This window comes from Mycobacteriales bacterium (genome assembly GCA_035550055.1).
Lineage (GTDB): Bacteria > Actinomycetota > Actinomycetes > JAFAQI01 > JAFAQI01 > DASZTV01.
Genome location: DASZRO010000022.1, coordinates 1 through 23,445, shown reverse-complemented (window position 1 = coordinate 23,445; position 23,445 = coordinate 1). Strand labels below are relative to the sequence as shown.

23 protein-coding genes and 1 pseudogene are annotated in these 23,445 nt (G+C 70.1%); 17 read left to right on the top strand and 7 right to left on the bottom strand.

Going from position 1 to position 23,445, the window contains the following annotated elements; translation table 11 throughout:
- From VG899_03795 to VG899_03765, 7 genes are all read left to right on the top strand, one after another.
- Positions 1-618: malate synthase A (locus VG899_03795; GenBank protein ID HWA65477.1), on the top strand; the 618-nt coding region annotated here is incomplete at its 5' end.
- A gap of 25 nt (positions 619-643) precedes the next feature.
- Positions 644-2,101 (top strand): FAD-linked oxidase C-terminal domain-containing protein, encoded by a 1,458-nt coding sequence (locus VG899_03790; GenBank protein ID HWA65476.1) that lies wholly within the window; start codon positions 644-646, stop codon positions 2,099-2,101.
- Entirely contained in the window at positions 2,102-3,211 is a 1,110-nt protein-coding gene (locus VG899_03785; GenBank protein HWA65475.1) for an FAD-binding oxidoreductase, read from the top strand.
- Positions 3,208-4,488, top strand: a complete 1,281-nt coding sequence (locus tag VG899_03780) for a heterodisulfide reductase-related iron-sulfur binding cluster (protein HWA65474.1) — start codon at positions 3,208-3,210, stop codon at positions 4,486-4,488. The genes VG899_03785 and VG899_03780 overlap by 4 nt, the downstream gene beginning before the upstream one ends.
- 11 nt (positions 4,489-4,499) lie before the next feature.
- Positions 4,500-5,504: an ATP-binding cassette domain-containing protein gene (locus VG899_03775; protein HWA65473.1), complete on the top strand. Its 1,005-nt coding sequence runs from the start codon at positions 4,500-4,502 to the stop codon at positions 5,502-5,504.
- On the top strand, positions 5,497-6,279 hold the full coding sequence (locus tag VG899_03770; protein ID HWA65472.1) for an ABC transporter permease: 783 nt from the start codon (positions 5,497-5,499) through the stop codon (positions 6,277-6,279). The genes VG899_03775 and VG899_03770 overlap by 8 nt, the downstream gene beginning before the upstream one ends.
- 57 nt (positions 6,280-6,336) lie before the next feature.
- Positions 6,337-7,155 (top strand): ATP-binding cassette domain-containing protein, encoded by an 819-nt coding sequence (locus tag VG899_03765; protein HWA65471.1) that lies wholly within the window; start codon positions 6,337-6,339, stop codon positions 7,153-7,155.
- Positions 7,156-7,163: 8 nt separating this feature from the next.
- Here the strand turns inward: VG899_03765 and VG899_03760 are convergent, their stop codons facing one another.
- Positions 7,164-7,367 carry a hypothetical protein gene (locus VG899_03760; protein HWA65470.1) on the bottom strand — a complete coding sequence of 68 codons (204 nt, stop codon included), beginning with the start codon at positions 7,365-7,367 and terminating at the stop codon, positions 7,164-7,166.
- 165 nt (positions 7,368-7,532) lie between these two features.
- Here VG899_03760 and VG899_03755 point away from each other — a divergent pair, with 165 nt between their 5' ends.
- The 5 genes and pseudogenes from VG899_03755 (at position 7,533) to VG899_03735 (ending at position 13,133) form a co-directional block, all read left to right on the top strand.
- The gene (locus tag VG899_03755; protein HWA65469.1) at positions 7,533-8,354 is read left to right on the top strand and encodes a hypothetical protein; all 822 of its coding nucleotides are present in this window, start codon (positions 7,533-7,535) and stop codon (positions 8,352-8,354) included.
- Entirely contained in the window at positions 8,354-10,153 is a 1,800-nt protein-coding gene (locus tag VG899_03750; GenBank protein ID HWA65468.1) for a fumarate reductase/succinate dehydrogenase flavoprotein subunit, read from the top strand. Before VG899_03755 ends, VG899_03750 begins: the two co-directional genes overlap by 1 nt.
- A 17-nt stretch (positions 10,154-10,170) precedes the next feature.
- A pseudogene (locus VG899_03745) lies at positions 10,171-10,902 on the top strand (succinate dehydrogenase/fumarate reductase iron-sulfur subunit).
- 263 nt (positions 10,903-11,165) lie between these two features.
- The gene (locus VG899_03740; protein HWA65467.1) at positions 11,166-11,951 is read left to right on the top strand and encodes an inositol monophosphatase family protein; all 786 of its coding nucleotides are present in this window, start codon (positions 11,166-11,168) and stop codon (positions 11,949-11,951) included.
- 57 nt (positions 11,952-12,008) lie between these two features.
- Complete coding sequence (locus tag VG899_03735; protein ID HWA65466.1) at positions 12,009-13,133, top strand: lytic transglycosylase domain-containing protein; 1,125 nt, start codon at positions 12,009-12,011, stop codon at positions 13,131-13,133.
- A gap of 43 nt (positions 13,134-13,176) precedes the next feature.
- Here the strand turns inward: VG899_03735 and VG899_03730 are convergent, their stop codons facing one another.
- Together VG899_03730 and VG899_03725 are read right to left on the bottom strand one after the other, a co-directional pair.
- Entirely contained in the window at positions 13,177-14,226 is a 1,050-nt protein-coding gene (locus VG899_03730; protein HWA65465.1) for an acyl-CoA dehydrogenase family protein, read from the bottom strand.
- Between the two features lie 12 nt (positions 14,227-14,238).
- A complete protein-coding gene (locus tag VG899_03725; GenBank protein HWA65464.1) occupies positions 14,239-15,420 on the bottom strand; it encodes an acyl-CoA dehydrogenase family protein in 1,182 nt (393 codons plus the stop codon).
- A gap of 49 nt (positions 15,421-15,469) precedes the next feature.
- Here VG899_03725 and VG899_03720 point away from each other — a divergent pair, with 49 nt between their 5' ends.
- Positions 15,470-17,002, top strand: a complete 1,533-nt coding sequence (locus tag VG899_03720; GenBank protein ID HWA65463.1) for an AMP-binding protein — start codon at positions 15,470-15,472, stop codon at positions 17,000-17,002.
- 8 nt (positions 17,003-17,010) lie between these two features.
- Here VG899_03720 and VG899_03715 read toward each other — a convergent pair whose 3' ends face one another.
- Complete coding sequence (locus tag VG899_03715) at positions 17,011-17,529, bottom strand: gamma carbonic anhydrase family protein (GenBank protein HWA65462.1); 519 nt, start codon at positions 17,527-17,529, stop codon at positions 17,011-17,013.
- A 242-nt stretch (positions 17,530-17,771) separates the two neighbouring features.
- Between VG899_03715 and VG899_03710 the strand changes: the two genes are divergently transcribed.
- From VG899_03710 to VG899_03700, 3 genes are all read left to right on the top strand, one after another.
- A complete protein-coding gene (locus VG899_03710; protein HWA65461.1) occupies positions 17,772-18,062 on the top strand; it encodes a DUF4193 domain-containing protein in 291 nt (96 codons plus the stop codon).
- Positions 18,050-18,799, top strand: coding sequence for a hypothetical protein (locus VG899_03705; GenBank protein ID HWA65460.1), 750 nt, complete (start codon positions 18,050-18,052; stop codon positions 18,797-18,799). The genes VG899_03710 and VG899_03705 overlap by 13 nt, the downstream gene beginning before the upstream one ends.
- A gap of 187 nt (positions 18,800-18,986) precedes the next feature.
- Positions 18,987-19,928, top strand: a complete 942-nt coding sequence (locus VG899_03700; protein HWA65459.1) for a hypothetical protein — start codon at positions 18,987-18,989, stop codon at positions 19,926-19,928.
- 153 nt (positions 19,929-20,081) lie between these two features.
- Here VG899_03700 and VG899_03695 read toward each other — a convergent pair whose 3' ends face one another.
- From VG899_03695 to VG899_03685, 3 genes are read right to left on the bottom strand one after another with little or no spacing between them, the layout of a single operon-like run.
- Entirely contained in the window at positions 20,082-21,290 is a 1,209-nt protein-coding gene (locus VG899_03695; protein HWA65458.1) for an alpha/beta fold hydrolase, read from the bottom strand.
- A 5-nt stretch (positions 21,291-21,295) separates the two neighbouring features.
- Complete coding sequence (locus VG899_03690) at positions 21,296-22,696, bottom strand: amidase family protein (protein ID HWA65457.1); 1,401 nt, start codon at positions 22,694-22,696, stop codon at positions 21,296-21,298.
- Positions 22,693-23,034, bottom strand: coding sequence for a DUF4235 domain-containing protein (locus VG899_03685; protein HWA65456.1), 342 nt, complete (start codon positions 23,032-23,034; stop codon positions 22,693-22,695). Before VG899_03685 ends, VG899_03690 begins: the two co-directional genes overlap by 4 nt.
- A 40-nt stretch (positions 23,035-23,074) precedes the next feature.
- Here VG899_03685 and VG899_03680 point away from each other — a divergent pair.
- On the top strand, positions 23,075-23,445 hold a 371-nt coding region (locus VG899_03680; GenBank protein ID HWA65455.1), incomplete at its 3' end, for a crosslink repair DNA glycosylase YcaQ family protein.

The following is a 23,445-nucleotide window of genomic DNA, read 5'->3' as shown; positions in this document are numbered from 1 at the left end:
GCGTTCATCCCGAGCCGCAAGGACCCGGAGATCAACCGGGTGGCGTTGGAGAAGGTGGCCGCGGACAAGAAGCGCGAGGCCAACGACGGCTTCGACGGCACCTGGGTCGCCCACCCGGATCTCGTCCCCACTGCGATGGCGGAGTTCGACGCGGTGCTCGGCGACAAGCCGAACCAGATCGACAAGCTGCGTCCCGAGGTCAACGTGACCGCCGCCGACATCCTGGCTGCGGACAAGACCCCCGGCGAGCGAACGGCGGCAGGCCTGCGTACCAATGTCGACGTCGGCATCCGCTACATCGAGTCCTGGCTGCGCGGGGTCGGCGCGGCGGCGATCCACAACCTCATGGAGGACGCGGCCACGGCGGAGATCTCGCGGTCGCAGGTGTGGCAGTGGGTCCACAACGACGTGAAGCTCGCCGACACCGGGGAGCAGGTCACGTCCGACCTGGTGCGATCGGTTGCCGACGACGTCATGGCCGAGATCAACAACGAGGTCGGTGACGACGCCTACGCGAAGGGCAAGTGGGAGGACGCGCGCCGGGTCTTCGAGCAGGTCGCACTCGCCGACGACTTCGTCGACTTCCTGACGCTGCCGGCGTACGACCTCCTCGACTGAACCACGCGGGACTAACGTCAGCGCTATGAGCGGGCTGGCGGAGCTCACGTCTGACTGCCGCTCGCGGCTGAAGCCGGCGCAGATCGTCACCGAACCTGCGCAGCTTCGGACCTACGAGTGCGACGGGCTGTCCTCCTACCGCAGCACCCCGGGCCTCGTGGTGCTGGCGGAGTCCGCGGCTGACGTCGCCTTCGTGGTCAGTCGCTGCGCCGCGCTCGGCGTCCCGTTCGTCGCCCGCGGATCAGGGACCGGCCTGTCAGGAGGGGCGTTGCCGCGTACCGACGGCGTGCTGGTCGTGACGTCACGGCTCAACCGCATCGTCGACGTCGACGCCGCCGACGAGCGCGCAGTGGTCGAGCCCGGCGTGATCAACGCGCATCTGTCGACGGCGGCCCGGCCCTTCGGTCGCTACTACGCACCGGACCCGTCGAGCCAGCAGGTCTGCACGATCGGCGGCAACGTTGCGGAGAACTCGGGCGGCGCCCACTGCCTGAAGTACGGCTTCACCGCACATCACGTGACCGGGATCGAGATGGTCATGCCGGACGGGTCGCTCGAGCGCTTCGGCGGTCGTGCTCCGGACCCGGTCGGCTACGACGTGATCGGCGCGGTGGTGGGCAGCGAGGGCACGCTCGGCGTCGTGACCGAGGCGACGGTACGGCTGCTTCGGACGCCGCAGGCGGTCCAGACCGTGCTCGCCGCCTTCCACTCCATCGAGGACGCCGGCGATGCGGTCACGGCGATCATCGCGGCGGGCGTCCTGCCCGCTGCGGTGGAGCTGATGGATGCGCTGGCCATCGAGGCGGCCGAGGCAGCGGTGCATCCGAACTACCCCGCGGGTGCCGGCGCCGTGCTGATCGTGGAGCTCGACGGCCCGGTGTGCGAGGTCGCCGCGCAGCTCGAGGAGGTGCAGCGGCTGTGCCGGGCGGCCGCTGCCTTCTCGCTGCGGATCGCGTCTGACGCCGTCGAGCGTGACCTGATCTGGAAGGGACGGAAGTCCGCCTTCGCCGCGGTTGGACGGATCAGCCCGGACTACATCGTCCAGGACGGTGTCATCCCGCGGACCGCTCTTGCCGAGGTGCTCCGTGCGATCGACGACGTTGCGGACCAGGCCGGCCTGCGAGTCGCCAACGTGTTCCATGCAGGTGACGGCAACCTTCACCCGCTGGTGCTCTTCGACGAGGCGAAGGGTGAGACGGAGCGCGCCGAGGGGGTGTCCAACCGCATCATCGAGCTCTGTCTCGAGCATGGCGGGTCGATCACCGGCGAGCACGGCGTCGGGCACGACAAGGTCGTGCACATGGGAAAGATGTTCTCCGCGATCGATCTCGACGTCATGCAGCTGGTCCGCTGTGCGTTCGACCCGGCGGGCATCGCGAACCCCGGCAAGGTGTTCCCGACCCCTCGGCTGTGCGGTGAGCGACCGGGCCGGCGTAGCGGAGCACATCCGCTCGCCGAAGCCGGCGTCGCCGAGGTGTTCTGAGTGACGCAGCGGCCTGAGTTGGTCCGGCCCGGGTCGGTCGAGCGGCTCGCGGAGATGCTCGCGGCGACTGAGGCGGACGGCCGGACGGTCTCGGTGCGCGGCGCCGGGTCGAAGGAGCTGTGGGGCGGCGCGGGCGATCCGCCCGACGTCACGATCGGCATGCGTGGCATCGACCGGATCGTCGAGCACGCCGCCGGCGACCTGGTTGTCACCGTCGAGGCGGGCGCGTTGCTCGCCGACGTACAGCGCGCCGTCGCCGACGCGGGCCAGTGGCTTGCACTCGATCCGCCCGAGCCCGGGGCGACGATCGGTGGGATCGTCGCGACCGCGGCGAGCGGCCCTCGCCGGCTGCGCTACGGAACGCCACGCGACCTGCTGATCGGCATCACGGTCGTGCTGGCCGACGGGACGGTCGCCAAGTCCGGCGGGAAGGTGGTGAAGAACGTCGCCGGTTACGACCTCGGGCGGCTGTTCACCGGCTCGTTCGGCACCCTCGGCGTCATCGCTGCCTGCACCTTCCGGCTGCACCCCCGTCCGATCGCTCGCCGGCTGCTCGCGACCGCAACGGACGATCCGTACGACTGCTTCGAGACGCTGCGCGCGACGGGCGTCGAACCGGTTGCGGCAGAGTGGGACGGGACGACACTGACGACGGTCTTCGAGTCGATCGAGTCCGCCGTCGTCGAGCAGGCGGACCTGGCGATGACAGCCGTCGGCGGGAACGTCGTCGCGTCGCCGCCGTCGTCGTTCGGGGCCCGGGCATGGCCGACGGGAGGGATCGGGCTGAAGGTCACCCATCGGATCGGCAAGCTGCGTGAGGCGCTCACCGCCGTCGCGTCATCGCTCGACGGCGGCAGGCTGCGGGCCCACGTCGGATCGGGCGTCATCGAGGTGGCCGTCGACGACCTGCCCGCCGCGGCCCTGTCGACGCTGCGGACAGCCATTGCGGAGCTCGACGGGCAGGTCGTCGTTGCCAGCGCACCCGAGGAGGTACGCCGGGACCTGGATGTGTGGGGCCCGGTTCGTGGGCTTGCCGTGATGCAGCGGATCAAGGATCAGTTCGATCCCGGCGGGCGAATGGGACCCGGTCGTTTCGTGGTGGCGCCGTGACCGACGAGCAGCTCCAGCGCGAGCTGATCTCCGACTGCGTGCACTGCGGGTTCTGCCTGCCCAGCTGCCCGACGTACCTGCTGTGGGGTGAGGAGATGGACTCACCGCGCGGCCGGATCTACTTGATGAAGAACGTCCTCGACGGCGCGCCACTCGACGCCACCACGACCGGCCACTTCGACGCCTGCCTCGGGTGCATGGCGTGTGTGACGGCGTGCCCGTCGGGCGTGCAGTACGACGCGCTGATCGAGGCGACGCGGGCGGAGGTCGAGGGTTGCGGGACTCGCGGCTTCGGCGACCGGTTGCTTCGCCGCATGATCTTCTCGCTGTTTCCGTACCCCAACCGGCTGCGGCGGATTCGGCCGGCGTTGCGGGCCTATCAGGCGAGCGGCGCGCAGCGACTCGTCCGCAACCGGATGACCGGGACCCTCGGGACGATGGCGGGACTGGTCCCGCCACTCGGTCGCCGCGAGCCGATCGCTGCGGTGACGCCGGCCGTGGGGGAGCGCCGGATGCGCGTCGGGCTGCTCCTGGGTTGCGTGCAACGCGAGTTCTTCCCCGGCGTCAACGCGGCGACGGTGCGCGTCCTTGCAGCAGAAGGCTGCGAGGTCGTCGTACCGCAGGACCAGCAGTGCTGCGGTGCGCTGTCGGTGCATGCCGGGCGGGAGCCCGAAGCGCTCGCCCGAGCCAAGGCGATCATCGTGGCGTTCGAGGCGGCGGGGGTCGACGCGGTTGTGATCAACTCCGCCGGCTGCGGGTCGTCGATGAAGGACTACGGACGGTTGCTCGCCGACGATCCGGGTTGGGCGCAGCGCGCAGCTCGTTTCTCCGCCTCGTGCCGCGACGTGGCCGAGCTGCTCGTCGAGCTCGGGCCGGTCGCCACCCGGCACCCGCTGCCGGTCGTCGCCGCCTACCACGATGCCTGTCATCTCTCGCACGCCCAGCGGGTGCGGTCGCAGCCCAGGGAGCTGTTGCGCGGGATCCCGGGCCTCGAGCTGCGCGAGATCGCCGAGGGCGACATCTGCTGCGGATCGGCAGGGATCTACAACCTGGTCAACCCGGAGCCGGCGCGAGCGCTGGGCGACCGCAAAGCCGCGAACGTGCGCGCCACCGGGGCGGCGCTGCTCGTGACGGCGAACCCCGGATGCCTGATGCAGATCGACAGCGCGATGAAACGAGGCGGCGCGCAGATCGCGCTGGCTCACACGATCGAGGTCCTCGACGCGTCGCTTCGCGGCGCGAATATCGCGCAGATCGGCGTCACCTCGCCTGGATAAGGTCTTGCCTCGTGGCTCGCGCGAAGAAGACGGCAGAAAGCGACAACGCGGTCATCGTCGAGGGAGTACGCAAGTACTTCGGCAAGGTGAAGGCACTCGACGGCATCGACCTCGTCGTACCGCGGGGCAGCGTGCTCGGCGTCCTCGGCCCGAACGGTGCCGGGAAGACCACGGCGGTCAAGATCCTCACGACACTGCTGGAGCCCGATTCCGGCAGAGCGATCGTCGACGGCCGGGACGTGGTCGCCGACCCGGCCGGCGTCCGGCGCTCGATCGGACTCGCCGGTCAGTCGGCCGCGATCGTCGAGGAGTTCAGCGGCCGCGAGAACCTCGAGCTGATCGGCCGGCTCTACCACCTGAGCCCGAAGGCGGCGCGTGACCGCGCCACCGAGCTGCTCGAGAGCTTCGGGCTCGCCGATGCCAAGGAGCGCCGCGCCAAGACCTACTCCGGCGGGATGATGCGCCGGCTCGACCTCGCGGCCTCGCTCGTCGCCCGGCCGCAGGTGCTCTTCCTCGACGAGCCGACCACCGGCCTCGACCCCCGAGCCCGCTCGGACATGTGGCAGGTGATCAGAGACCTCGTCGCGGCCGGCACCACCCTGTTGCTGACCACGCAGTACCTGGAAGAGGCCGACGAGCTCGCCGACAACATCGTGGTCTTCGACCGAGGCCACGTCATCGCCGAAGGCACCGCCGACGACCTGAAGGACACCATCGGCGGTGACGTCGTGGAGTTCACCGTCACCGACCCCCGCAAGCTCACGGCGGCGGTGCGGGCGGTGACCGGATGCGGCGACGGCGACCCGGTGGCGGACAAGCAGAAGGGCGACGTCACGGTGCGCGCCGGCCGCCACGGCTCAGCGGTGTTGCTCGAGGTCGTCCGGCAGCTGGACGCGAAGCGCATCAAGGTCACCGGGCTGGCCGTCCGCCGCCCGTCACTGGACGACGTCTTCCTCGCCCTGACCGGGCACCGGGCGGAGGCCGACGGCGAGGCGCAGGAGGACAACGGTGAGTGACGTCAGCTTGGGACGGCAGCTCGGCTGGTCGGCGTTCGACGCGCTGACGATGGCGAAACGGAACCTCAAGATCTGGTTCAAGGTGCCGGCGTTCATCGTGTTCACCGTCGTACAGCCGGTGATGTTCACGCTGCTGTTCCGGTACGTGTTCGGCGGCGCGATCGCCACCGGCAACGTCAACTACGTCGACTACCTGCTGCCGGGGATCATCGGCCAGACGGCCGCGTTCACCTCATTCGGCACCGCCATCTCGCTGGCGATGGAGACCAAGTCAGGTGTGCTCGACCGGCTTCGGGCGATGCCGATCGCACGAAGCGCGGTGCTGCTCGGCAGGCTCGGCGCGGACGTCATCCGGCTGCTGGTGACGTTGCTGATCATCATTGGCGTCGGCTACGGGGTCGGTTTCCGGTTCGAGAACGGCGTCGCCGGCGCGGTCGCGATGCTCGCGCTCGCATTGCTGATGGGCCTCGCGACCTGTTGCGTGTCGGCGTTCATCGGGCTGGCCATCAAAGACGAGGAGTCGGTGCAGGCGTTCGGTCTGATCTGGGTGTTCCCGCTCACCTTCGTCAGCTCCGCGTTCGTGCCGACCCAGACGATGCCCGGCTGGATGCAGGCGTTCGCCAACAACCAGCCGATCACGCAGATCGTGAACGCCATGCGCGCCATGGCGCTCGGCACCCCAGCCGGCAACCACGTCTGGGCCGGTGTGCTCTGGATGGTCGGTGTGATGGCGGTGTTCATCCCGCTGGCGGTGCGGGCCTACCGCAAGGCGTGATCTGCGACCGCGTGTCGAAACGGACATCCGTATCTGGAGTAACTACCGTTTCGGCATGTGAGCGTCGCCTACGAGCTGCATTCGGCCGAGGCCGTTGCCGCACTCGACGGCGTCTCGGTACGCCGGGGCGACACTGTGGTGCTGCATCCGCTCGACTGGGCAGTCCACGCCGGCGAGCGGTGGGTCGTGCTCGGCGCGAACGGCGCCGGCAAGAGCACCCTGCTGGGCGCGCTCGCCGGGGCGGAGCGCCCGAGCTCGGGCCGGGTGCGGCTGCTCGGCGAGTGCTTGGCGGACGCCGACCTCGACGAGCTCCTGCCACGGGTGGGCTGGGCGAGCGCGACCCTCGCCGATCTGCTGCCCGCGGACGAGCTGGTCATCGACGTGGTGTTGACCGCCTCGCAGGCGAGCGTGCGCCGCGGCGCGGAGGACTACAGCGCCGGCGACGTGGCGCGGGCCTGCGACCTGCTGACGTGGGTGGGCGCCCGGCTGCTGCTCGAACGTCGTTTCGGCACGCTGTCCGAGGGTGAGCGCAAGCGGGTGCAGCTGGCGCGCGCGCTGATGACCGATCCGGAGCTGCTGCTGCTCGACGAGCCGGCCGCCGGGCTGGATCTGGGCGGACGGGAAGCCTTGCTGCGGATGCTCAGCCGGCTTGCCGGCGACCCGGCGGGCCCGGTGCAGGTGCTGGTGTCGCACCACGTCGAGGAGATCCCGTCCGGGACGACACATGCGCTGCTGCTCCGCGAGGGCCGCGTGGTCGCGGCCGGACCGATCGAGGCCGCCCTCACCTCGGCGACGCTGTCGGCGGCCTTCGGGCTGCCGTTGCGGGTGTTGTCCTCCGACGGTCGCTGGACCGCTCGGGCCGCGATGCCGAGGTAGCTCTCGGCCTAGTTGAGCGAGAGGACGCCCTCGTCGTCGTGGATCTCCACGGCGACCTGACGAAGCCGGTCGGCGTGCTCGCGGCCGTGGTGGCCGCAGAACAGCAGATCGCCGCCGCCGGGCAGCACGGCCCGCACGATCGCGCGGGCTCCGCAGCGGTCGCAGCGGTCGGCCGGCGAGAGCGTGGGCGCGGCAGGGGCGGTCGTCGTCATCACGTTCCATACAACACCACTCACGCAAACCCGATTCCGCGCCGCGCCGTGACGGAAACCACATTGGCGGGGTGACGGAAACCACAGTTTGGGGTCGAAGATAAGGTCATCCGTCGGTGTGGGCTCATCCGCACAGTCGAGGACAGAAGGGACGGCCGCCCGAAGATGGCGACTGAGGTCGTGACGCCGGAGAGGTCCACAGCCCGGGCAGCAATCAAAGCCAGAACCCTCCGAACGGATCGCTGGTGGCTGCTGCCACTCGTCACGTTCGTCGGCTTCGGCGCGTTCATCGTCTACTCGACGTGGGCGGCCTTCGATCACCACAACATCTACGCCGGCCACGCGTACCTGTCGCCGTTCTACTCGCCCTGCCTCACGAACATGTGCCCGCCGCACGCCCGGTGGGCGGCATGGAACATCGGCGGCTGGCTGTCACCCGCGCTGCTGATCCTGCTGTTCCCGCTCAGCTTCCGGGCGACCTGCTACTACTACCGCAAGGCCTACTACCGCTCGTTCTGGCTCTCCCCGCCGGCCTGCGCCGTGGCGGAGCCGCACGCGAAGTACACCGGCGAGACCCGGTTCCCGCTGATCTTCCAGAACATCCACCGCTACGCGTGGTACTTCGCGGCGATCCTCGCCGGCATCCTGACCTACGACGCGGTCGAGTCGTTCATCTACAAGTCGGCATCTGGCGACCACTTCCAGATCGGCGTCGGTTCGTTCGGCTACGTCGTCAACGCCGTGCTGATCCTGGGCTACACCTTCGGTTGCCACTCGTGCCGTCACATCACGGCCGGCCGGATCAACCACTTCTCGAGGCACCCGCTCCGCTACCGCTGGTGGACGATGGTCTCCTGGCTGAACAAGCACCACATCCGCTGGGCGTGGCTGTCCCTGATCTGGATCGCGCTGGTGGACCTCTACGTCCGCCTCGTCGCGACCGGCAACCTGCACGACTACCACCACGTCTTCGGGGCGATGCACTGATGCCAGGCCATGAGGTTCACGACTACGACGTCGTCGTCATCGGCGCCGGCGGCTCCGGCCTGCGCGCCGCGATCGCCGCGCACGAGTCGGGCGCGCGTACCGCGGTCATGACCAAGTCGCTGCTCGGCAAGGCCCACACGGTCATGGCCGAGGGCGGCATCGCGGCGTCCATGGGCAACGTGTGGCCCGAGGACAACTGGCAGGTCCACTTCCGCGACACCATGCGCGGCGGCAAGATGCTCAACAACTGGCGCATGGCGCAGCTGCACGCCCAGGAAGCGCCCGACCGGGTGTGGGAGCTCGAGGAGTACGGCGCGCTGTTCGACCGTACGAAGGAAGGCAAGATCTCCCAGCGCGACTTCGGCGGCCACCGCTACGCACGGCTCGCGCACGTCGGCGACCGCACCGGCCTGGAGATGATCCGCACCCTTCAGCAGAAGGTGGTGGATCTCGGCATCGACGTGTACATGGAGTGCACGGTCACCGAGATCCTCAAGGACGCGAACAAGATCGCCGGCGTCTTCGGCTACTGGCGCGAGACCGGCTCGTTCATCCAGCTGAATGCCCCCGCGGTGATCCTCGCGACCGGCGGCATCGGCAAGGCGTTCAAGGTCACGAGCAACTCGTGGGAGTACACCGGTGACGGCCACGCGCTTGCGCTTTCGGCGGGCGCGTCGCTGATCAACATGGAGTTCATCCAGTTCCACCCGACCGGCATGGTGTGGCCGCTGTCGGTGCGGGGCCTGCTCATCACGGAGTCGGTGCGCGGCGAAGGCGGCGTCCTTCGCAACTCCGAGGGCAAGCGCTTCATGTTCGACTACATCACCGACTACTTCAAAGCGGAGACGGCCGACACCGAGGAGGAGGCCGACCGCTGGTACGACGACCACATCAACAACCGCAGGCCACCTGAGCTGCTGCCCCGCGACGAGGTGGCGCGGGCCATCAACGCGGAGATCAAAGCCGGGCGAGGATCACCGCACGGGGGCGTGTACCTCGACATCGCGACCCGTCGCGGTGCGGCCGACATCCACAAGCGGCTGCCGTCGATGTACCACCAGTTCAAAGAGCTCGCGGACGTCGACATCACCAAGGAGCCGATGGAGGTCGCGCCGACCTGTCACTACGTGATGGGTGGGGTCGAGGTCGACGCGGACACCCAGGCGGCCAGCGTCCCCGGTCTCTACGCGGTGGGCGAGTGCTCCGGTGGGATGCACGGTTCGAACCGGCTCGGCGGCAACTCGCTGTCCGACCTGCTCGTGTTCGGCAAGCGCGCAGGCGACAGCGCGGCGGAGTACGTCCGGAAGCTGACGAGGCGACCGGCTGCTGCGCCTGCTGCGGTGGCGCAGGCGGAGGCGGCTGCGCTTGCGCCGTTCGCCTCCTCGGGCGGGGAGAACCCGCACGCGATCCAGCACGAGCTCCAGGAGCAGATGTTCGCCCTCGTCGGGATCATTCGTACGGCGAGTGAGATGGAGCAGGCGCTGCGGGAGGTCGAGAAGCTCAAGGCGCGGGCGGCGCAGATCACCGTCGAGGGCGGCCGGGCGTACAACCCCGGCTGGCACACCGCGCTGGACCTCAAGTCGATGCTGCTGGTCTCCGAAGCGGTCGGCAAGGCGGCGCTGACGCGCACCGAGAGCCGCGGCGGCCATACCCGCGACGACTACCCGAAGACCGATCCCGAGTGGGGCAAGGTCAATCTCATCGTCACCCAGAAGAACGGCAAGGTCGCGATCGACCGCAAGCCGTTGCCCAAGATGCCCGCCGATCTCGCCAAGCTGTTCGAGGAGCCAGCGAAATGAGCCCCCGGAAACTGCCGATGCGGATCTGGCGCGGCGACGCGTCAGGCGGTGACTTCGTCAACTACACGGTCGACGTCGAAGACGGCGAGGTCGTGCTCGACGCGATCCACCGGCTGCAGGCGACCCAGGCAAGCGATCTGGCCGTGCGGTGGAACTGCAAGGCCGGCAAATGCGGCTCGTGCAGCGCGGAGATCAACGGCAAGCCAGGCCTGATGTGCATGACGCGGTTGTCGACCTTCGAGCCCGGCGAAACGGTCACCGTGACGCCGATGCGCACGTTCCCCGTCGTACGGGACCTGGTCACCGACGTCTCGTTCAACTTCGAGAAGGCACGCGAGGTGCCGGCGTTTGGGCCGCCGTCGGACAACGCCGGCGGAAAGTTCCGCATGCAGCAGGTCGACGTCGAGCGGAGCCAGGAGTTCCGCAAGTGCATCGAGTGCTTCCTGTGCCAGAACACCTGCCACGTGATCCGTGACCACGAGGAGAACAAGCCCGCGTTTGCCGGGCCGCGGTTCTTCATCCGTTACGCCGAGCTCGACATGCACCCCCTCGACACCGTCGACCGTCAGCACATGGCGCAGGAGGAGCAGGGCCTCGGTCTGTGCAACATCACCAAGTGCTGCTCCGAGGTCTGCCCGGAGCACATCAAGATCACGGACAACGCGATCATCCCGATGAAGGAGCGCGTGGTCGACCGCAAGTACGATCCGCTGGTCTTCCTGGGCAACAAGATCGGCCTGTTCAAGAAGACCGAGCGCACGCCGGTGCGTTCCGCGGGACGCGACAGCGAGAGCCCGATCAAGCACCCGCAGGCGGGTGTCGCTGAGGTTCCGGTGAAGCCGGCCGCGCCGCGGCCGACGCGACGCCCGGCCGCGGCGAAGAAGGCGGCGGCAGCGGCTCCGGCGAAGAAGGCGGCGGTCCGCAAGACCGCGGTCGGCACGACCGCGGTGAGCAAGACGGCGGCCAAGAAGTCGGCTCCGGCGAAGAAGACCGCTGCGAAGAAGACGACGAGCTGAGCCAGCCGGACTCGGGCGAGCTGCTCGAGCTCGCCGTCGTACTCGCCCATAGCGCGGCCGCGGTGTTGCGGGAACGGCCGGCTGACCTCGACGTGAGCACGAAGTCCAGCCCGACGGACGTCGTGACCGTGATGGACCGCGCCGCGGAGCGGGTCATCGTCGAGGGCCTGGCGGCCGCGCGCCCGAGCGACGCCGTCGTCAGCGAGGAGGGTGCGGGCCGGTCGGGCACCTCCGGTGTGAGCTGGCTCGTGGACCCGCTCGACGGCACGGTCAACTACCTGTACCGGATTCCGCAGTATGCGGTCTCCGTCGCGGCGGCGTACGGCGGGACGGCAGTCTGTGGCGTGGTGGTCGACGTCGAGCGCGACCTCACCTACACCGCCGTGAGGGGCGGTGGCGCGTTCTGCCAGGGCGCTCGGCTGGCGTGTTCGCAGCAGCCCGACCCGGCGTTCGCGCTGGTCGGGACCGGCTTCAACTACGACTCCGGCCTGCGGGGCCGGCAGGCGCAGCGGATGCCGTCGTTCCTGCCCCGGGTGCGCGACATCCGGCGAATGGGCTCGGCCGCCCTCGACCTGTGCGCGGTGGCCAGTGGCCAGCTCGACGCGTTCTTCGAGGCGGGCATGCAGCCGTGGGACTGGGCCGCCGCAGGCCTGGTCGCAACCGAGGCCGGCGCAAGGCTAGGAGGTTTGGCCGGCAGCCCGCCTGGTACCAATACGACCTTGGCTGCCAATCCGGTGCTGTTTGACGCCTTGCACGACCTTTTGGTGTCCTCAGAGGTCTGAGATCGCACCCTGGCGGGCCTGGACCGCCGCGAATACCAGACTCGAGGGAGGGCATAGGTGCCGACTGTGTCGCGCGCCCGGACGATCGCGTCCGTGGGTGTCGGCACGGTTGCCTTGTCCGTGATCGCGGCGTCGGCGGCGGTTGGGATCACCCAAGCGGTGGGCCACCCCTCAAAAGCGTCCGAGCGAACCGTGGCGGCCTCCCACACCGTGGGCGCGCCGATCGCGACCGTCACTCCGGTCGGCAAGCTGACGCCGCCGGACGCGGCCGTCCTGCTGCCCGCAACCGCCTCCCCGGCGCGCCTGGCGAAGCTGCGCGCGGCGAGTGGAGTCAAACGCGTGGTGCCGCTCGCTCGCGGGGTGCTGCGTATCGGCCGGCGCAAGCTCCACGTGGTCGGCGTGCCGCTGGCCCACATCCGAGCGCTGACCCCGTCGTTCACCGCGCACTCGACGCCGTTGTGGCGCTCGATCGCCCGCGGCGAGCTCACCGTCGGCTTCGCCGACAGCGCGCATCTTCGTCGTGACTTCGGCAAGACGGTGCTCGCGCGTGGCGCGCACCAGTTGCGGGCGCCGCTGCGGGTCGGTGCGTTCGCGACGATCGGGCTGCCGGGTGCGCAGGGGATGGTGGTCAGCGCCGCCGCCCGCCAGCTCGGGCTCCAGCCCGACCGTGAGGTGCTGGTCGTTGCGCCGAAGATCTCTTTGGCGCAGCTGCGGCACGAGATCCGTCGCGCGCTGGGTCGCTCGGCACACGTCGTGATCACCCGGGCGGCACCGATCGACCAGGCGGTCTCCAGCGCGTACGCCCGCGAGCTGATCCCGGCGACGTACCTCGATCTGTATCGCCGCGCCGCGACGACGTGTGCGGGCCTTCCGTGGACCGTGCTCGCCGGGATCGGCACTCTCGAGACCCGCAACGGCCAGAACGTGCACACGTCGGTCGGCGGCGCGCAGGGGCCGATGCAGTTCCTGCCTTCGACCTGGGCGCGTTGGGGGTACGACGCCGACGGGGACGGTCACGCCGACATCAACGACCCGGTCGACGCGGTGTTCTCCGCGGCGCGCTACCTCTGCGCGGTCGGCGCCGGCCGGGGCGGTCAAGCACTCGACGACGCGATCTACTCCTACAACCACGCGTGGTGGTACGTCCGAGACGTCATCGAGATGGCGAACCGCTTCGCCTGATTCACCCGTTCGACGCAACGGAGAGCGCGCCGCCGGCCCTGGCTCAGGCGGCGGGGCCGAGGAGGGTGTCGGCGATCGCCTCGCGGTGCTTGCGCGCGGCGCCTTCGAAGCCGTTGATCCACTGCGCCCGCTTGTAGAAGCGGTGCAGCACGTGTTCGTAGGTGAAGCCGATGCCGCCGTGGACCTGGATCGCGGATTCGCAGGCGAAGACCGAGTTCTCTCCCGCGGTCGCCTTGGCGGCGGCCACCGCTTCGTCGGCCTGGGCGTCGTCGGCGCTGACCGCCCACGCCGCCCAGTACGCCATCGATCGGGTGAGCTGCACCGCGACGTACATGTTGGCGACGCGGTGCGAGACGCCCTGGTACGTGCCGATGATGCGTCCGAACTGCTGGCGCTCCTTCGTGTACGCCGCGGCGATGTCGAGCGCACGCTGCCCGACGCCCGTCGCCTCGCACGCCGCAAGGGCGATCGCCCGCCGGCGTACCTCGGTGAGGGTGCCGAGCGAGGCGTCGAGCTTGCGAGCCGGCGTGCCGTCGAGGTGCAGCTCGCCGAGCCGGCGGGTCTTGTCGATCGTCGAGCGGCCGATCACGACACCAGGGTTCGCGGCGACGTCGACGGCGTACAGGCCATCGGCGGCGACGACGATGACGTCGGTGACGCTCGTGAGGTCAGGCACGTTCACCTTGGTGCCGGTCAGCTGTGTGCCGGCCGCCGACGTCGCGCTGCCCGCGGCCGCGGCGGCGATCGTCGCGGGACCGCCCTGCTCCGCCCAGGCGAGCGTGACGCTGCGCTCACCCGAGCCGACCGCATCACGTAGCTCGTCGTCGAGCAACGGCCACGTCAGGGCCACCGTCGACCACCAGGGGGTCGGCAGCAGCGCGTAGCCGGTCTCCTCAGCGATCACGGCGTGCTCGAGCAGCCCGAGCTCGGGGTCGAGCCAGCCGAGGTCGGCGATCGCCTTCCAGTCGGCAGGATCGGTCCCTTCCGGGGACTCTGCGAGCTCGACCACGCGCTCGACCGGGCACCGGTCGGCGAGATAGTCGCGAGCCGCCGCGCGCAACAGCTCCTGGTCGGATGAGAATGCGAAGTCCATGTCCCGGGGTCCTTATCGTGACTTCGGCAGGCCGACGACCCGCTCCGCGATGATGTTGCGGAGGATCTCCGACGTCCCCGCCTCGATGGTGTTGCCGCGGCTGCGCAGCTGGTTGTAGGTCCAGAACCCGTCCCAGACGGCGCCCTCGCCGTCGAGCTGAGCGGTGAGGCCGAGCAGGTTCTGGGCGAAGGACGTCAGCCGCTGGTTCGTCTCGCTCCAGTGCAGCTTCGCCATCGACCCCTCCGGCCCCGGTACGCCGGTCTTCTGCAGCGCGGTCAGCGCGCGGTAGTTGGTGAAGCGCAGGCCTTGCAGGTCGATCCAGAACTGCGCGATCTGGTCGCGCACCACCGGATCGTCAGCGGGTCGCGTGCCGTCCGGCCCGGTCTCCTTCGCCAGCTGGACCAGCCGGTTGACGGCCTTTTCCAGGCCTGCGGTCAGCGCGAACCCGAGCGTGCCGCGCTCGTGCAGCAGCGTCGTCATCGCGACGTTCCAGCCCTCGCCGGGCTGCCCGAGCATCGAATCGCGGGGGACGCGTACGTCGGTGAAGAAGATCTCGTTGAACTCCGGGTCTCCGGTGATCTGGCGCAGCGGACGCACCTCGACGCCGGGGGAGTGCATGTCGACGAGCAGGAACGACAGCCCGCGGTGCTTCTCGGCCTCAGGGTCGGTGCGGACGACGAGGATGCACCAGTCGGCGATGTGCGCCCAGCTCGACCACACCTTCTGGCCGTTGACCACCCACTCGTCGCCGTCGAGAACGGCGCGGGTCTTTGCCGCGCCCATGTCCGAACCGCTACCCGGCTCGGAGAAGCCCTGGCACCACACCTCCTCACCCGACAGCAGTGGTGCGAGGTAGCGCTTCTTCTGCTCGTCGCTGCCCCAGGCGATGATCGTCGGGCCGGCCATGCCGAGCCCGATGCCGCCGATGTGGTCGGGGGCGCTGGCGCGGGCGCTCTCCTCGAGGAAGATCCCTTGGAACTCGTGCGGGTGGCCGCCGCCGCCGTACTCCTTGGGCCAGGTGATGCCGACGTACCCCGCGTCGTAGAGCTTCTTGCTCCAGGCGCGGCTGTCGGCTTCGTTCCAGCGTCCGACGGTCGGTGCCTGGTCGGCCCAGCCCGCCGGCAGTGCGCTTTCCAGCCAGGCACGCAGCTCGGCGCGGAACTTGGCCTCTTCTGGGGTGTCTCGGAAGTCCACGGTGACCTCACGGTGCGAGCCGAATGATGTTCGGTGGCACAGTATCGGCATGGCAGTCGAGCTTGCGACCAAGCCCACCGGCACGAGCCTGCAACAGCTGGCGGAGCAGTCCTGGCAGCGGCTCGGGCCGGATGCGCTGCTGATCTTCGAGGGCGAGACCCACACCAGTGGCGAGCTCGCCCGGCGTACCCGCCGCCTTGCCCAAGGGCTGGTCACCGCCGGCCTGCAGCCGGGGGATCGGGTCGTCCTGTGCATGGCGAACTGCCCGGAGGTCGGGATCGCCTACAACGCGATCTGGCGGGCGGGGGGCGTCACCACGCCGGTGCTGTTCCTGCTCTCCGACGACGAGTTGCGCCACGTGCTGGCCGACAGCGCGGCGGCCTTCGTCGTCACCACCCCGGACTTCCTGGCGAAGGTGCAGGCGGCCGGTGCTGGCCTCGACACCCTCCGCGGGGTGATCCTCGCCACGGGCGAGGCTGCCGGCACGCTGTCCTACGCCGAGCTGGAGTCCGCCGAGGAGGGGACGCTGGTCGAGCGCGACCCCGCGGAGATGGCGGCGCTGCTCTACACGGGTGGCACCACGGGCCGGTCGAAGGGCGTCATGCTCAGCCACGACGCGATGTCGGCGGCGGCATGGGCGGCGGTGACGCGGTCACACGACCCGGAGCTCAACGTCGCGCTGACGCCGCTCCCGCTGTCGCACGCGTACGGACTGCTCGTCTCGACGCTGGGCCTGCACGCTCCCGAACCGAGTGACTCGATACTGATGCGCTGGTTCGACCCGGCCGGCTGGGTGGAGCTCGCGGTCAAGCACCGGGTGACGCTCGGCGCGGTCGTGCCCTCGATGCTGCAGATGCTGTTGTCGCTCCCGCTCGAGGAGTACGACCTGTCCTCGCTGCGACGGCTGACGAGCGGTGGCGCCCCGCTGCTCGCCGAGACGCGCGCCGAGCTGGCCCGGCGGCTGCCGGACGTCGAGGTCATGGAGGGCTACGGCATGACCGAGACGGCGGCGTTGATCTCCTCGTCGCCGCCGGGTGCGGTGCGGGCGGGCGCCGTGGGCATCCCGGTGCCCGGCGTCGAGCTGCGCCTCGAGAAGCCGGACGGCACCGTCGCGGAGACCGGCGAGGACGGTGAGATCTGCGTGCGTGGCCCGGTCCTGATGACCGGCTACTGGCGTTCTCCGGAGGCCACCGCCGAGACGATCCGTGACGGCTGGCTGCACACCGGTGACGTCGGACGCCTCGACGCCGACGGCTACCTCTACGTCGTCGACCGGCTCAAGGACCTGATCATCCGTGGCGGCATCAACGTCTACCCGCGCGACATCGAGGACGCGATGCTCACCCATCCCGACGTCGTCGCGTGCGGGGTGGTCGGCAAGCCGGATCCGACGTACGGCGAAGAGGTCGTCGCCTTCGTGCAGCTGCGCCCGGGCGCCGCGGTGGACGCTGCCGCCCTCGTGGAGTGGGCGCGCGGGCACATCAACAAGGCGAAATACCCGCGGGAGGTCCGCATCGTCGACGCGATCCCGCTGACGAGCGTGTTCAAGACCGATCGCAAGGCCATGCGCAAACTGCTGTAGCGGCCGGTTCAGTCGAGGCGGCGCAGCAGTGTGGGGTAGCGCTTGGCGTTCTCGACGTACACGTCGACGGCGAGCTGGATGAACTCCGGCGTTACCGAGTCGGGCTTGATCTTGGCGGGGATGCCCAGCGCCATCGCGCCGCTCGGGACCTCGGTGCCGTTCGACACCACCGCGCCGGCGCCGACCAGGCCGCCCGAGCGCACAACCGCGCGGTGCAGCACGATCGAGCCGGACCCGACCAGTGACTTGTCTTCGATGGTGCAGCCCTCGAGATGGGCGTTGTGACCAATCACACAGTCGCTGCCGACGTGGGTGAACAGGTCGTGGGTGGCGTGGATGACGGTGCCGTCCTGGATCGACGTACGGTCGCCGATCGTGATCTCGCCGTAGTCGCCGCGCAGCACGGAAGCGGGCCAAACGCTGGAGTATTCACCGATCGTGACCGCACCGATCACCGTCGCGTCGGGGTGGATGTAAGCGGTGTCGGCGATCGTCGGGACGCGATCGCCGAGGGCATAGATGGCCACGCGGCTCTCCTTTGTCGCAGGCATCCTGCCCTAAGCGTGGCCAAGTCTTAACCGCCGGACCGCCACTTCGTCAGCACGATCAGGTAACGTGCGGCCCGCACGGGATGAACGACAGCACGGCCGGCGGGCATAAATCGGCCGCTGGAGCGTTGTGGTTCCCACGAAGACTCGATGTTTTCCGATGACGGTGCTTTTCGAAGCACTCAGTGTTCCCAGAGACGCAGGGATGGCAGGACAAGGCGATGGCGACTGACTACGACACTCCAAGAGCTACTGATGACGAGGCCACCGAAGACAGCATCGAGGAGCTGAAGGCTCGCCGCGATGCGCAGGCCGGCGCGGTCGACGTCGATGAGGCCGACCTCGCCGAATCCCTCGAGCTGCCCGGCGCCGACCTGTCCGGTGAAGAGCTGACCGTGCGCGTCGTACCGAAGCAGGCCGACGAGTTCACCTGCCGCCGCTGCTTCCTGGTCCGCCACCGCAGCCAGCTCGTCGACGAGAAAAAGGGCATCTGCGCGGAGTGCGCGGCCTGAGCTCAGGCGAGCCTGCCGACGACCCCGGCGCCGACGCGCCGGGTGTGATCGCGCGACTCCTCGACAACACGCCGCTGGACCGACGCGGGCGCGCCGCGTTGCTCCGGCGGCTTGGCCTCTCTCTGGGTGCGAGCGCCCGCCGGGCCGGCGCCGCCGCGGTCGCGAGCGGGCAATGGCTCACCGACACCGTGGCCGAGCTTGCGCCGCACGTCCCGATACGTGACCTTCCGACCCTTTCGGCGCATCACGGTGGGCTGCTCGGTGACGAGCTGGCGAGCGCGTTGACCGACAGCGCCGTACGCACCACCTCGGCGATCGGCGCCGCAGCGGGCGTCGTGTCGTCGCTGGAGTTCGCGGCGCCGCCGCTGCTGCTGTCCTCGCCGGTGCAGGTCGCCGCGGAGACCGTGGCGGTGATCGCGGTGGAGCTGAAGCTGGTGGCCGAGCTGCACGAGGTCTACGGGCGTGCCGCGACCGGTACGCCGGCGGTGCGCGCCGCGGCGTACCTCGGGGCGTGGACTCGCGGGCGGGCGCTCGAACGGGCCGCCGGCGGTGGCGGCGTGTCCGGTCTGCTCACCGGGGCGACGCGGCGCGCCTTGCGCCGGCGGGTGATGAAACGGGCCGGCGAGAACGCGGCGTCGGTCCTGCCGATGCTCGCGGGGGCGCTGGCCAGCGCCTCGCTCAACGCCCGGCAGACCCGTCGCCTCGGCGCGGCGATCACCCAAGACCTCCACCCCTGACCCTCACCGTCTCCCCTCGAGCCGTCGTTTCCCCCGTCCCCCCCCCCCCCCAGCAACGCTGCGTTGCTGGGGTATCGGGTGGGGTGACGCGCCGTTGCTGGTCCACAGGCCCGGCAACGGGCCGTTGCTGTGCACCGCCGATGCTGCGTCCGGCGGTCGACGGTGGCGGCAAGGTCATGGTCGAGGCATGACCTACTTCGACGACCACGTTGCCCGCAGCCAGGGCGGGTTGATCACCCGCAGCCAGGCGTTGCTTCAGCTCAGTGAGGAGGAGCTGCGGACGAAGCTCGGCCGCCACTGGGCCGTGCTTCTTCCGGGTGTCTACCTCACCGGACCAGGACCGGCGACCATCGCGCAGCGGCGGCGGGCAGCTCTGTTGCGGGCGGGCCCGCAGGGGATGCTCACCGATCTCGACGCCCTCGACCTCCATGGCCTGACTGGCTTGCCCTCGGATCCCTTCGTTCGGGTGCTCGTGCCTGACGAGGTGCGGCGTACGTCGCGCGACTTCCTCTCGGTACGGCGGACCACGCGGCTGCCGCGCCCGCGTACGGTCGACGGCTTTCCGGTTGTCCCGCCTGAGCGTGCCCTCGCGGAGTTCGTCTTGCGCCATGGTGACGCGCGGGAGGCGCTCGCTGTCTCGGCGGCCGCGGTCCAGCGCGGCCTGGTCGGACTCGAGGCGTTGGGCGTCGAGGCGGTGGAGGGACCGTCGCGGGGCCGCCCGCGGCTGGTGCGGGTGATCGAGCGGTTGGGCAGTGGGGTGCGCTCACTGCCGGAGGACGACGTACGCGTCCTGATCAGAAGCAGCCGCATCCTTCCGACGCCGCTGTGGAACAGCCTGCTGCGTTTGCCCGGTGGTCAGCTCGTCAGCCCGGATGCGCTCTTCGAGGACGCGGGTGTGGTGCATGAGACGAACGGCCGCAAGTACCACGAGGCCGAGGACCTCTTCGAAGACATGCAGCGACGAAACGACGCGATGGTGGTGGCAGGACTGGTCGTCTTGCACAACTCGCCTCGGCGTATCGCTCGCGAGCCTCGTGCGGTGCTTGCCGAACTCGAGGCTTGCTACCGACGTCATGCCGGCCAAGGGCTCCCGCCCGGCGTCGAGGTTGTCCGGCGTACCGCCGCCTGACCAGCAACGCTGCGTTGCTGGGGGATTCCCTGGGTAACGCTGCGTTGCTGGGGGATTTCCCAGGTAACGGAGCGTTGCTGGGGGACCAGCCGCGGCAACGGAGCGTTGCTGGGCGGCAGGGCGCGGGGGCCGCGGCGGGGGCGTGGGTCAGGTTCAGGCGGAGAGGAAGGTGCGGATCAGGTTCGTGGTCTCGTCGGGGAACTCGAACTGGGGGACGTGGCCGCAGTCGGGGAGTACGACGGACTCCGCCTGCGGCAGCGCCCGGGTGACATGCTCGGCGAACGCGAAGGGCACGAGCCAGTCGCGGTCGCCCCACACGAACAGCGACGGCGCGCCGAGCGCCGGAAGCCGGTCCCAGAACCCGTCCTCGCCGTACGGCTCGTCGAGATAGATCTGGCGCATCGCGGCGAAGAACGCCCGCCGATGCCGGTAGTCGCGCATGACCCGGATGAACTCGTCGGCAGCCGAGTCGTACCACGGGCGCGGCAGCCGTTCCGGGTCGGCGAACAACGTGCGGATGACGGTCACCACCGCACGGTGCGGCAGAACCACCGGCGCGACCAGCGCCTCCGGCGGCACCAGCCGCACGAGCGGGGCGAACTCCCGGAAGCGGCGGAAGGCTGGAGACGGACACAGCAGCACCAACCGGTCGACCGCCTCCGGCGTGGTCATCCCGACCTCGAGGGCGACCCGCCCGCCGAGTGAGTTGCCGATGAGGCTGGGCCGACGCGCGCCCACGTTGTCCGCGAACGCGTTGATCCAGGTGGCGAGGTCACCCGGCCGGTAGCGCCACCTCGGCGCGTCGGAGGCGCCGAACCCGGGGAAGTCCGGCGCCAGCACCCGGTGGTCCCGCGCGAGGTCCGGCACCAGCGGCAGCATCGAGGCGTTCGTCGCGCCGAGACCGTGGATGAGGATCACCGGCGGCGCGTCAGCCGGGCCGGCTTCCAGGTACGACGCACGAGCGCCGAGCACGTTCGCCGCCTTGATGACCGGGTGGCTGGACGGCCGTTCACCGACGTCGAACGCGCCGTCCATCTGAAGCGCCAGCGCGAGATCACCGCGCACCGTCAGCCCGTGGTCGAGGTAGGCCGCGACGCCGGAGATCTGGCCCTCGAGAACGGAGGCCAGCGTCGAGGGGTCGGCCGTGATCACGGCCCGCGCGTTGCGGGCGCGGCCGCGCGAGAGGTGCACCCGGCCGTGGTCGAAGCCGACGGTCCACGCGCCGACCGGCGGCGCGTTGAATACGACCGCGCCCTGCTCGTCAGCCAGCGCCGACTTCACACCCTGATGCAGCCGGGCCGTGAACAGCGCGTCGAGGTTCGGGATCGCCGCGAGTGTCCGGACGGCGCCCCCTCGTTGCACACCACTCACGCTAACCGGGCTGGTGCCTCGGGCGAGACGACGCGCCGGTCGGTCCATCCGATCACTGACTCGAGGGCAGCAGCGACTCCGACGAGCAGATCCTCGCCGCCGCTCGGCCCGATCAGCTGTACGCCGATCGGCAGCCCGCCCGCGGTCGTCGCGGCTGGCACGCTCATCGCCGGCAGGCCGGCCGCGTTCCACGCCCCGGTGTACGCCGCGCACGGCAACATCAGCGGGAGGGTGCGAAGCGCCCCGCGCCGGCTGAGCTCGCCCGCCCGTCGCGGCAGCACCGGCATCGTCGGCGTCATGAGCAGGTCGACGTCGTCGAAGAAGGCCGCCATCCGCGCCCCGAAATCGTCTCCGGTCGTGCGCGCCCACGTGATGGCACGTGCCGGGATCCGGCGACCGAGCGCGGCCAGCTCCCGAGTGCGTCGCTCGGTCGCATGCGGGTCGGCCAGTGCGGCGAGGTCCTGCGCGACGCCACCGAGGTAGCGCAGCGAGTTGGCGGTGGCCAGCGCCGCGCCGTACGACGGATCCCGCTCCACGAGGGTGTGGCCCAAATCGGCGAGGATCGTCGCCACGCGCTGATGGGCGGCACGGATCTCGGGGTGTGCCCGGGCCGGGGAGGCTCCCTTGAGCGAGGTCGCGATCCGCAACGACGCAGGCGCCGCCGCGATCGCCTCGACGAGCCTGGGCGATCCCTCGGCCAGGTTGTCGATCAGCAACGCGGTGTCACGCACCGATCTGGTCACGAACCCGGCGTGGGACATCCCGTGCCAGTGCGGTGCCGCCGGTAGCAGGTCACGTGTCGGCTTGAGGCCCACCAGCCCGCAGCATGACGCCGGTATCCGGATCGAACCGAGGCCGTCCGTCGCGTGCGCCGCCGGCACCAGCCCCGCCGCGACTGCGGCCGCCGAGCCGCCGCTCGACCCGCCCGGCACGTAGCTGAGGTCCCACGGGTTGCGGCTGATGCCGTGGTGGCGGGACTCGGTCGCCGCCCACATCGCCAGCTCGGGCATGTGGGTCTTGCCGATGATGATCATCCCCGCGGCACGGATCCGCCGGACGAGCTCGTCATCTGCGGCGGCCGTCGGCTCGGGTGAACCGGTGCCGTATCTCGACGCCGTGTCGACCAGGGCAATGTTGTCCTTCAGGGCGATCGGTACGCCGAGCAGTTCGCGCGGGTCGCCGTCCCGGCGTGCGGCGTCGGCGGCGGCTGCCGCAGCGAGCGCCTCCTCACCGAGCACCAGTCGGAACGCGTTGAGCGTCGGCTCGAACCGAACAATCCGCTCCAGCAGCAGCGAGACCAGTTCGACCGCAGTGATCGCGCCGGAGCGCAACAGCTCGGCCTGCCCGGCGACCCCGGCGTACGCGACCGATTCGGCGTCGGGCCGATCGCCGCTCACTTGTTCTGCTCGTCTGCCATTCCGGGTGGAAGGACTCCCGAGGCCCGGCGCCAGGTGGCCGCGACGCGCCGCTGGGCGACCAGCCGCGCCACCGCGACAACGGCGGCTGACGCCGCTGCCCAGCCGGCGGCTTCGTGCCAGCGGACGTCGGGATTCGCCGGATCGGCGGGCGGCTCGTTGCCGGTGGCCTTCTTCCAGCCGCTGGTCAGCGCCTTGCGTGCTACCGCGGCGGTGGCCGCGGCGCCGACGCCGGCCAGGAGCTTGTGGCCGAGCTTGCCGCTGTTGTCGCTGGCGACCGCCTCTGCGGCGGCCTCTCCGCTATCTGATGACGAAGCCATGGGCACAGCCTGACACGATGCGCCGGTGCAACGGCAAAGCGTGACCCTCGCGCAGGCGCGCCGCATCGCCATCGCCGCGCAGGGTCTGGGCGGTCACGGCCCGTCGCGGCAGCGGCCTACGGCGTCGGTGGACCGGCGCCACATCCGGCGGATCCTTCAGCACACGGGCCTCTTTCAGATCGACAGTGTCAACGTCCTTGCACGTGCCCACTACCTGCCGACGTACTCGCGTCTTGGCCCGTACGACCCTTCTGTCCTCGACGCCATGGCGTACCGGCGGCGCGAGCTCTTCGAATACTGGGGGCACGAAGCCGCGCTGCTTCCGGTCGACCTGCAGCCCCTCTTGCGTTGGCGGATGAAGCGGGCCGAAGCCGGGCTGGGCATGTGGAAGGGGGTGGCTCGGATCGCCGC

Coding starts and splice junctions, on each gene's coding strand:
- VG899_03790 (HWA65476.1), top strand. CDS start 644: ATGAGCGGGCTGGCGGAGCTCACGTCTGACTGCCGCTCGCGGCTGAAG.
- VG899_03760 (HWA65470.1), bottom strand. CDS start 7,367: ATGACGACGACCGCCCCTGCCGCGCCCACGCTCTCGCCGGCCGACCGC.
- VG899_03755 (HWA65469.1), top strand. CDS start 7,533: ATGGCGACTGAGGTCGTGACGCCGGAGAGGTCCACAGCCCGGGCAGCA.
- VG899_03750 (HWA65468.1), top strand. CDS start 8,354: ATGCCAGGCCATGAGGTTCACGACTACGACGTCGTCGTCATCGGCGCC.
- VG899_03730 (HWA65465.1), bottom strand. CDS start 14,226: ATGGACTTCGCATTCTCATCCGACCAGGAGCTGTTGCGCGCGGCGGCT.
- VG899_03720 (HWA65463.1), top strand. CDS start 15,470: ATGGCAGTCGAGCTTGCGACCAAGCCCACCGGCACGAGCCTGCAACAG.
- VG899_03710 (HWA65461.1), top strand. CDS start 17,772: ATGGCGACTGACTACGACACTCCAAGAGCTACTGATGACGAGGCCACC.
- VG899_03700 (HWA65459.1), top strand. CDS start 18,987: ATGACCTACTTCGACGACCACGTTGCCCGCAGCCAGGGCGGGTTGATC.
- VG899_03685 (HWA65456.1), bottom strand. CDS start 23,034: ATGGCTTCGTCATCAGATAGCGGAGAGGCCGCCGCAGAGGCGGTCGCC.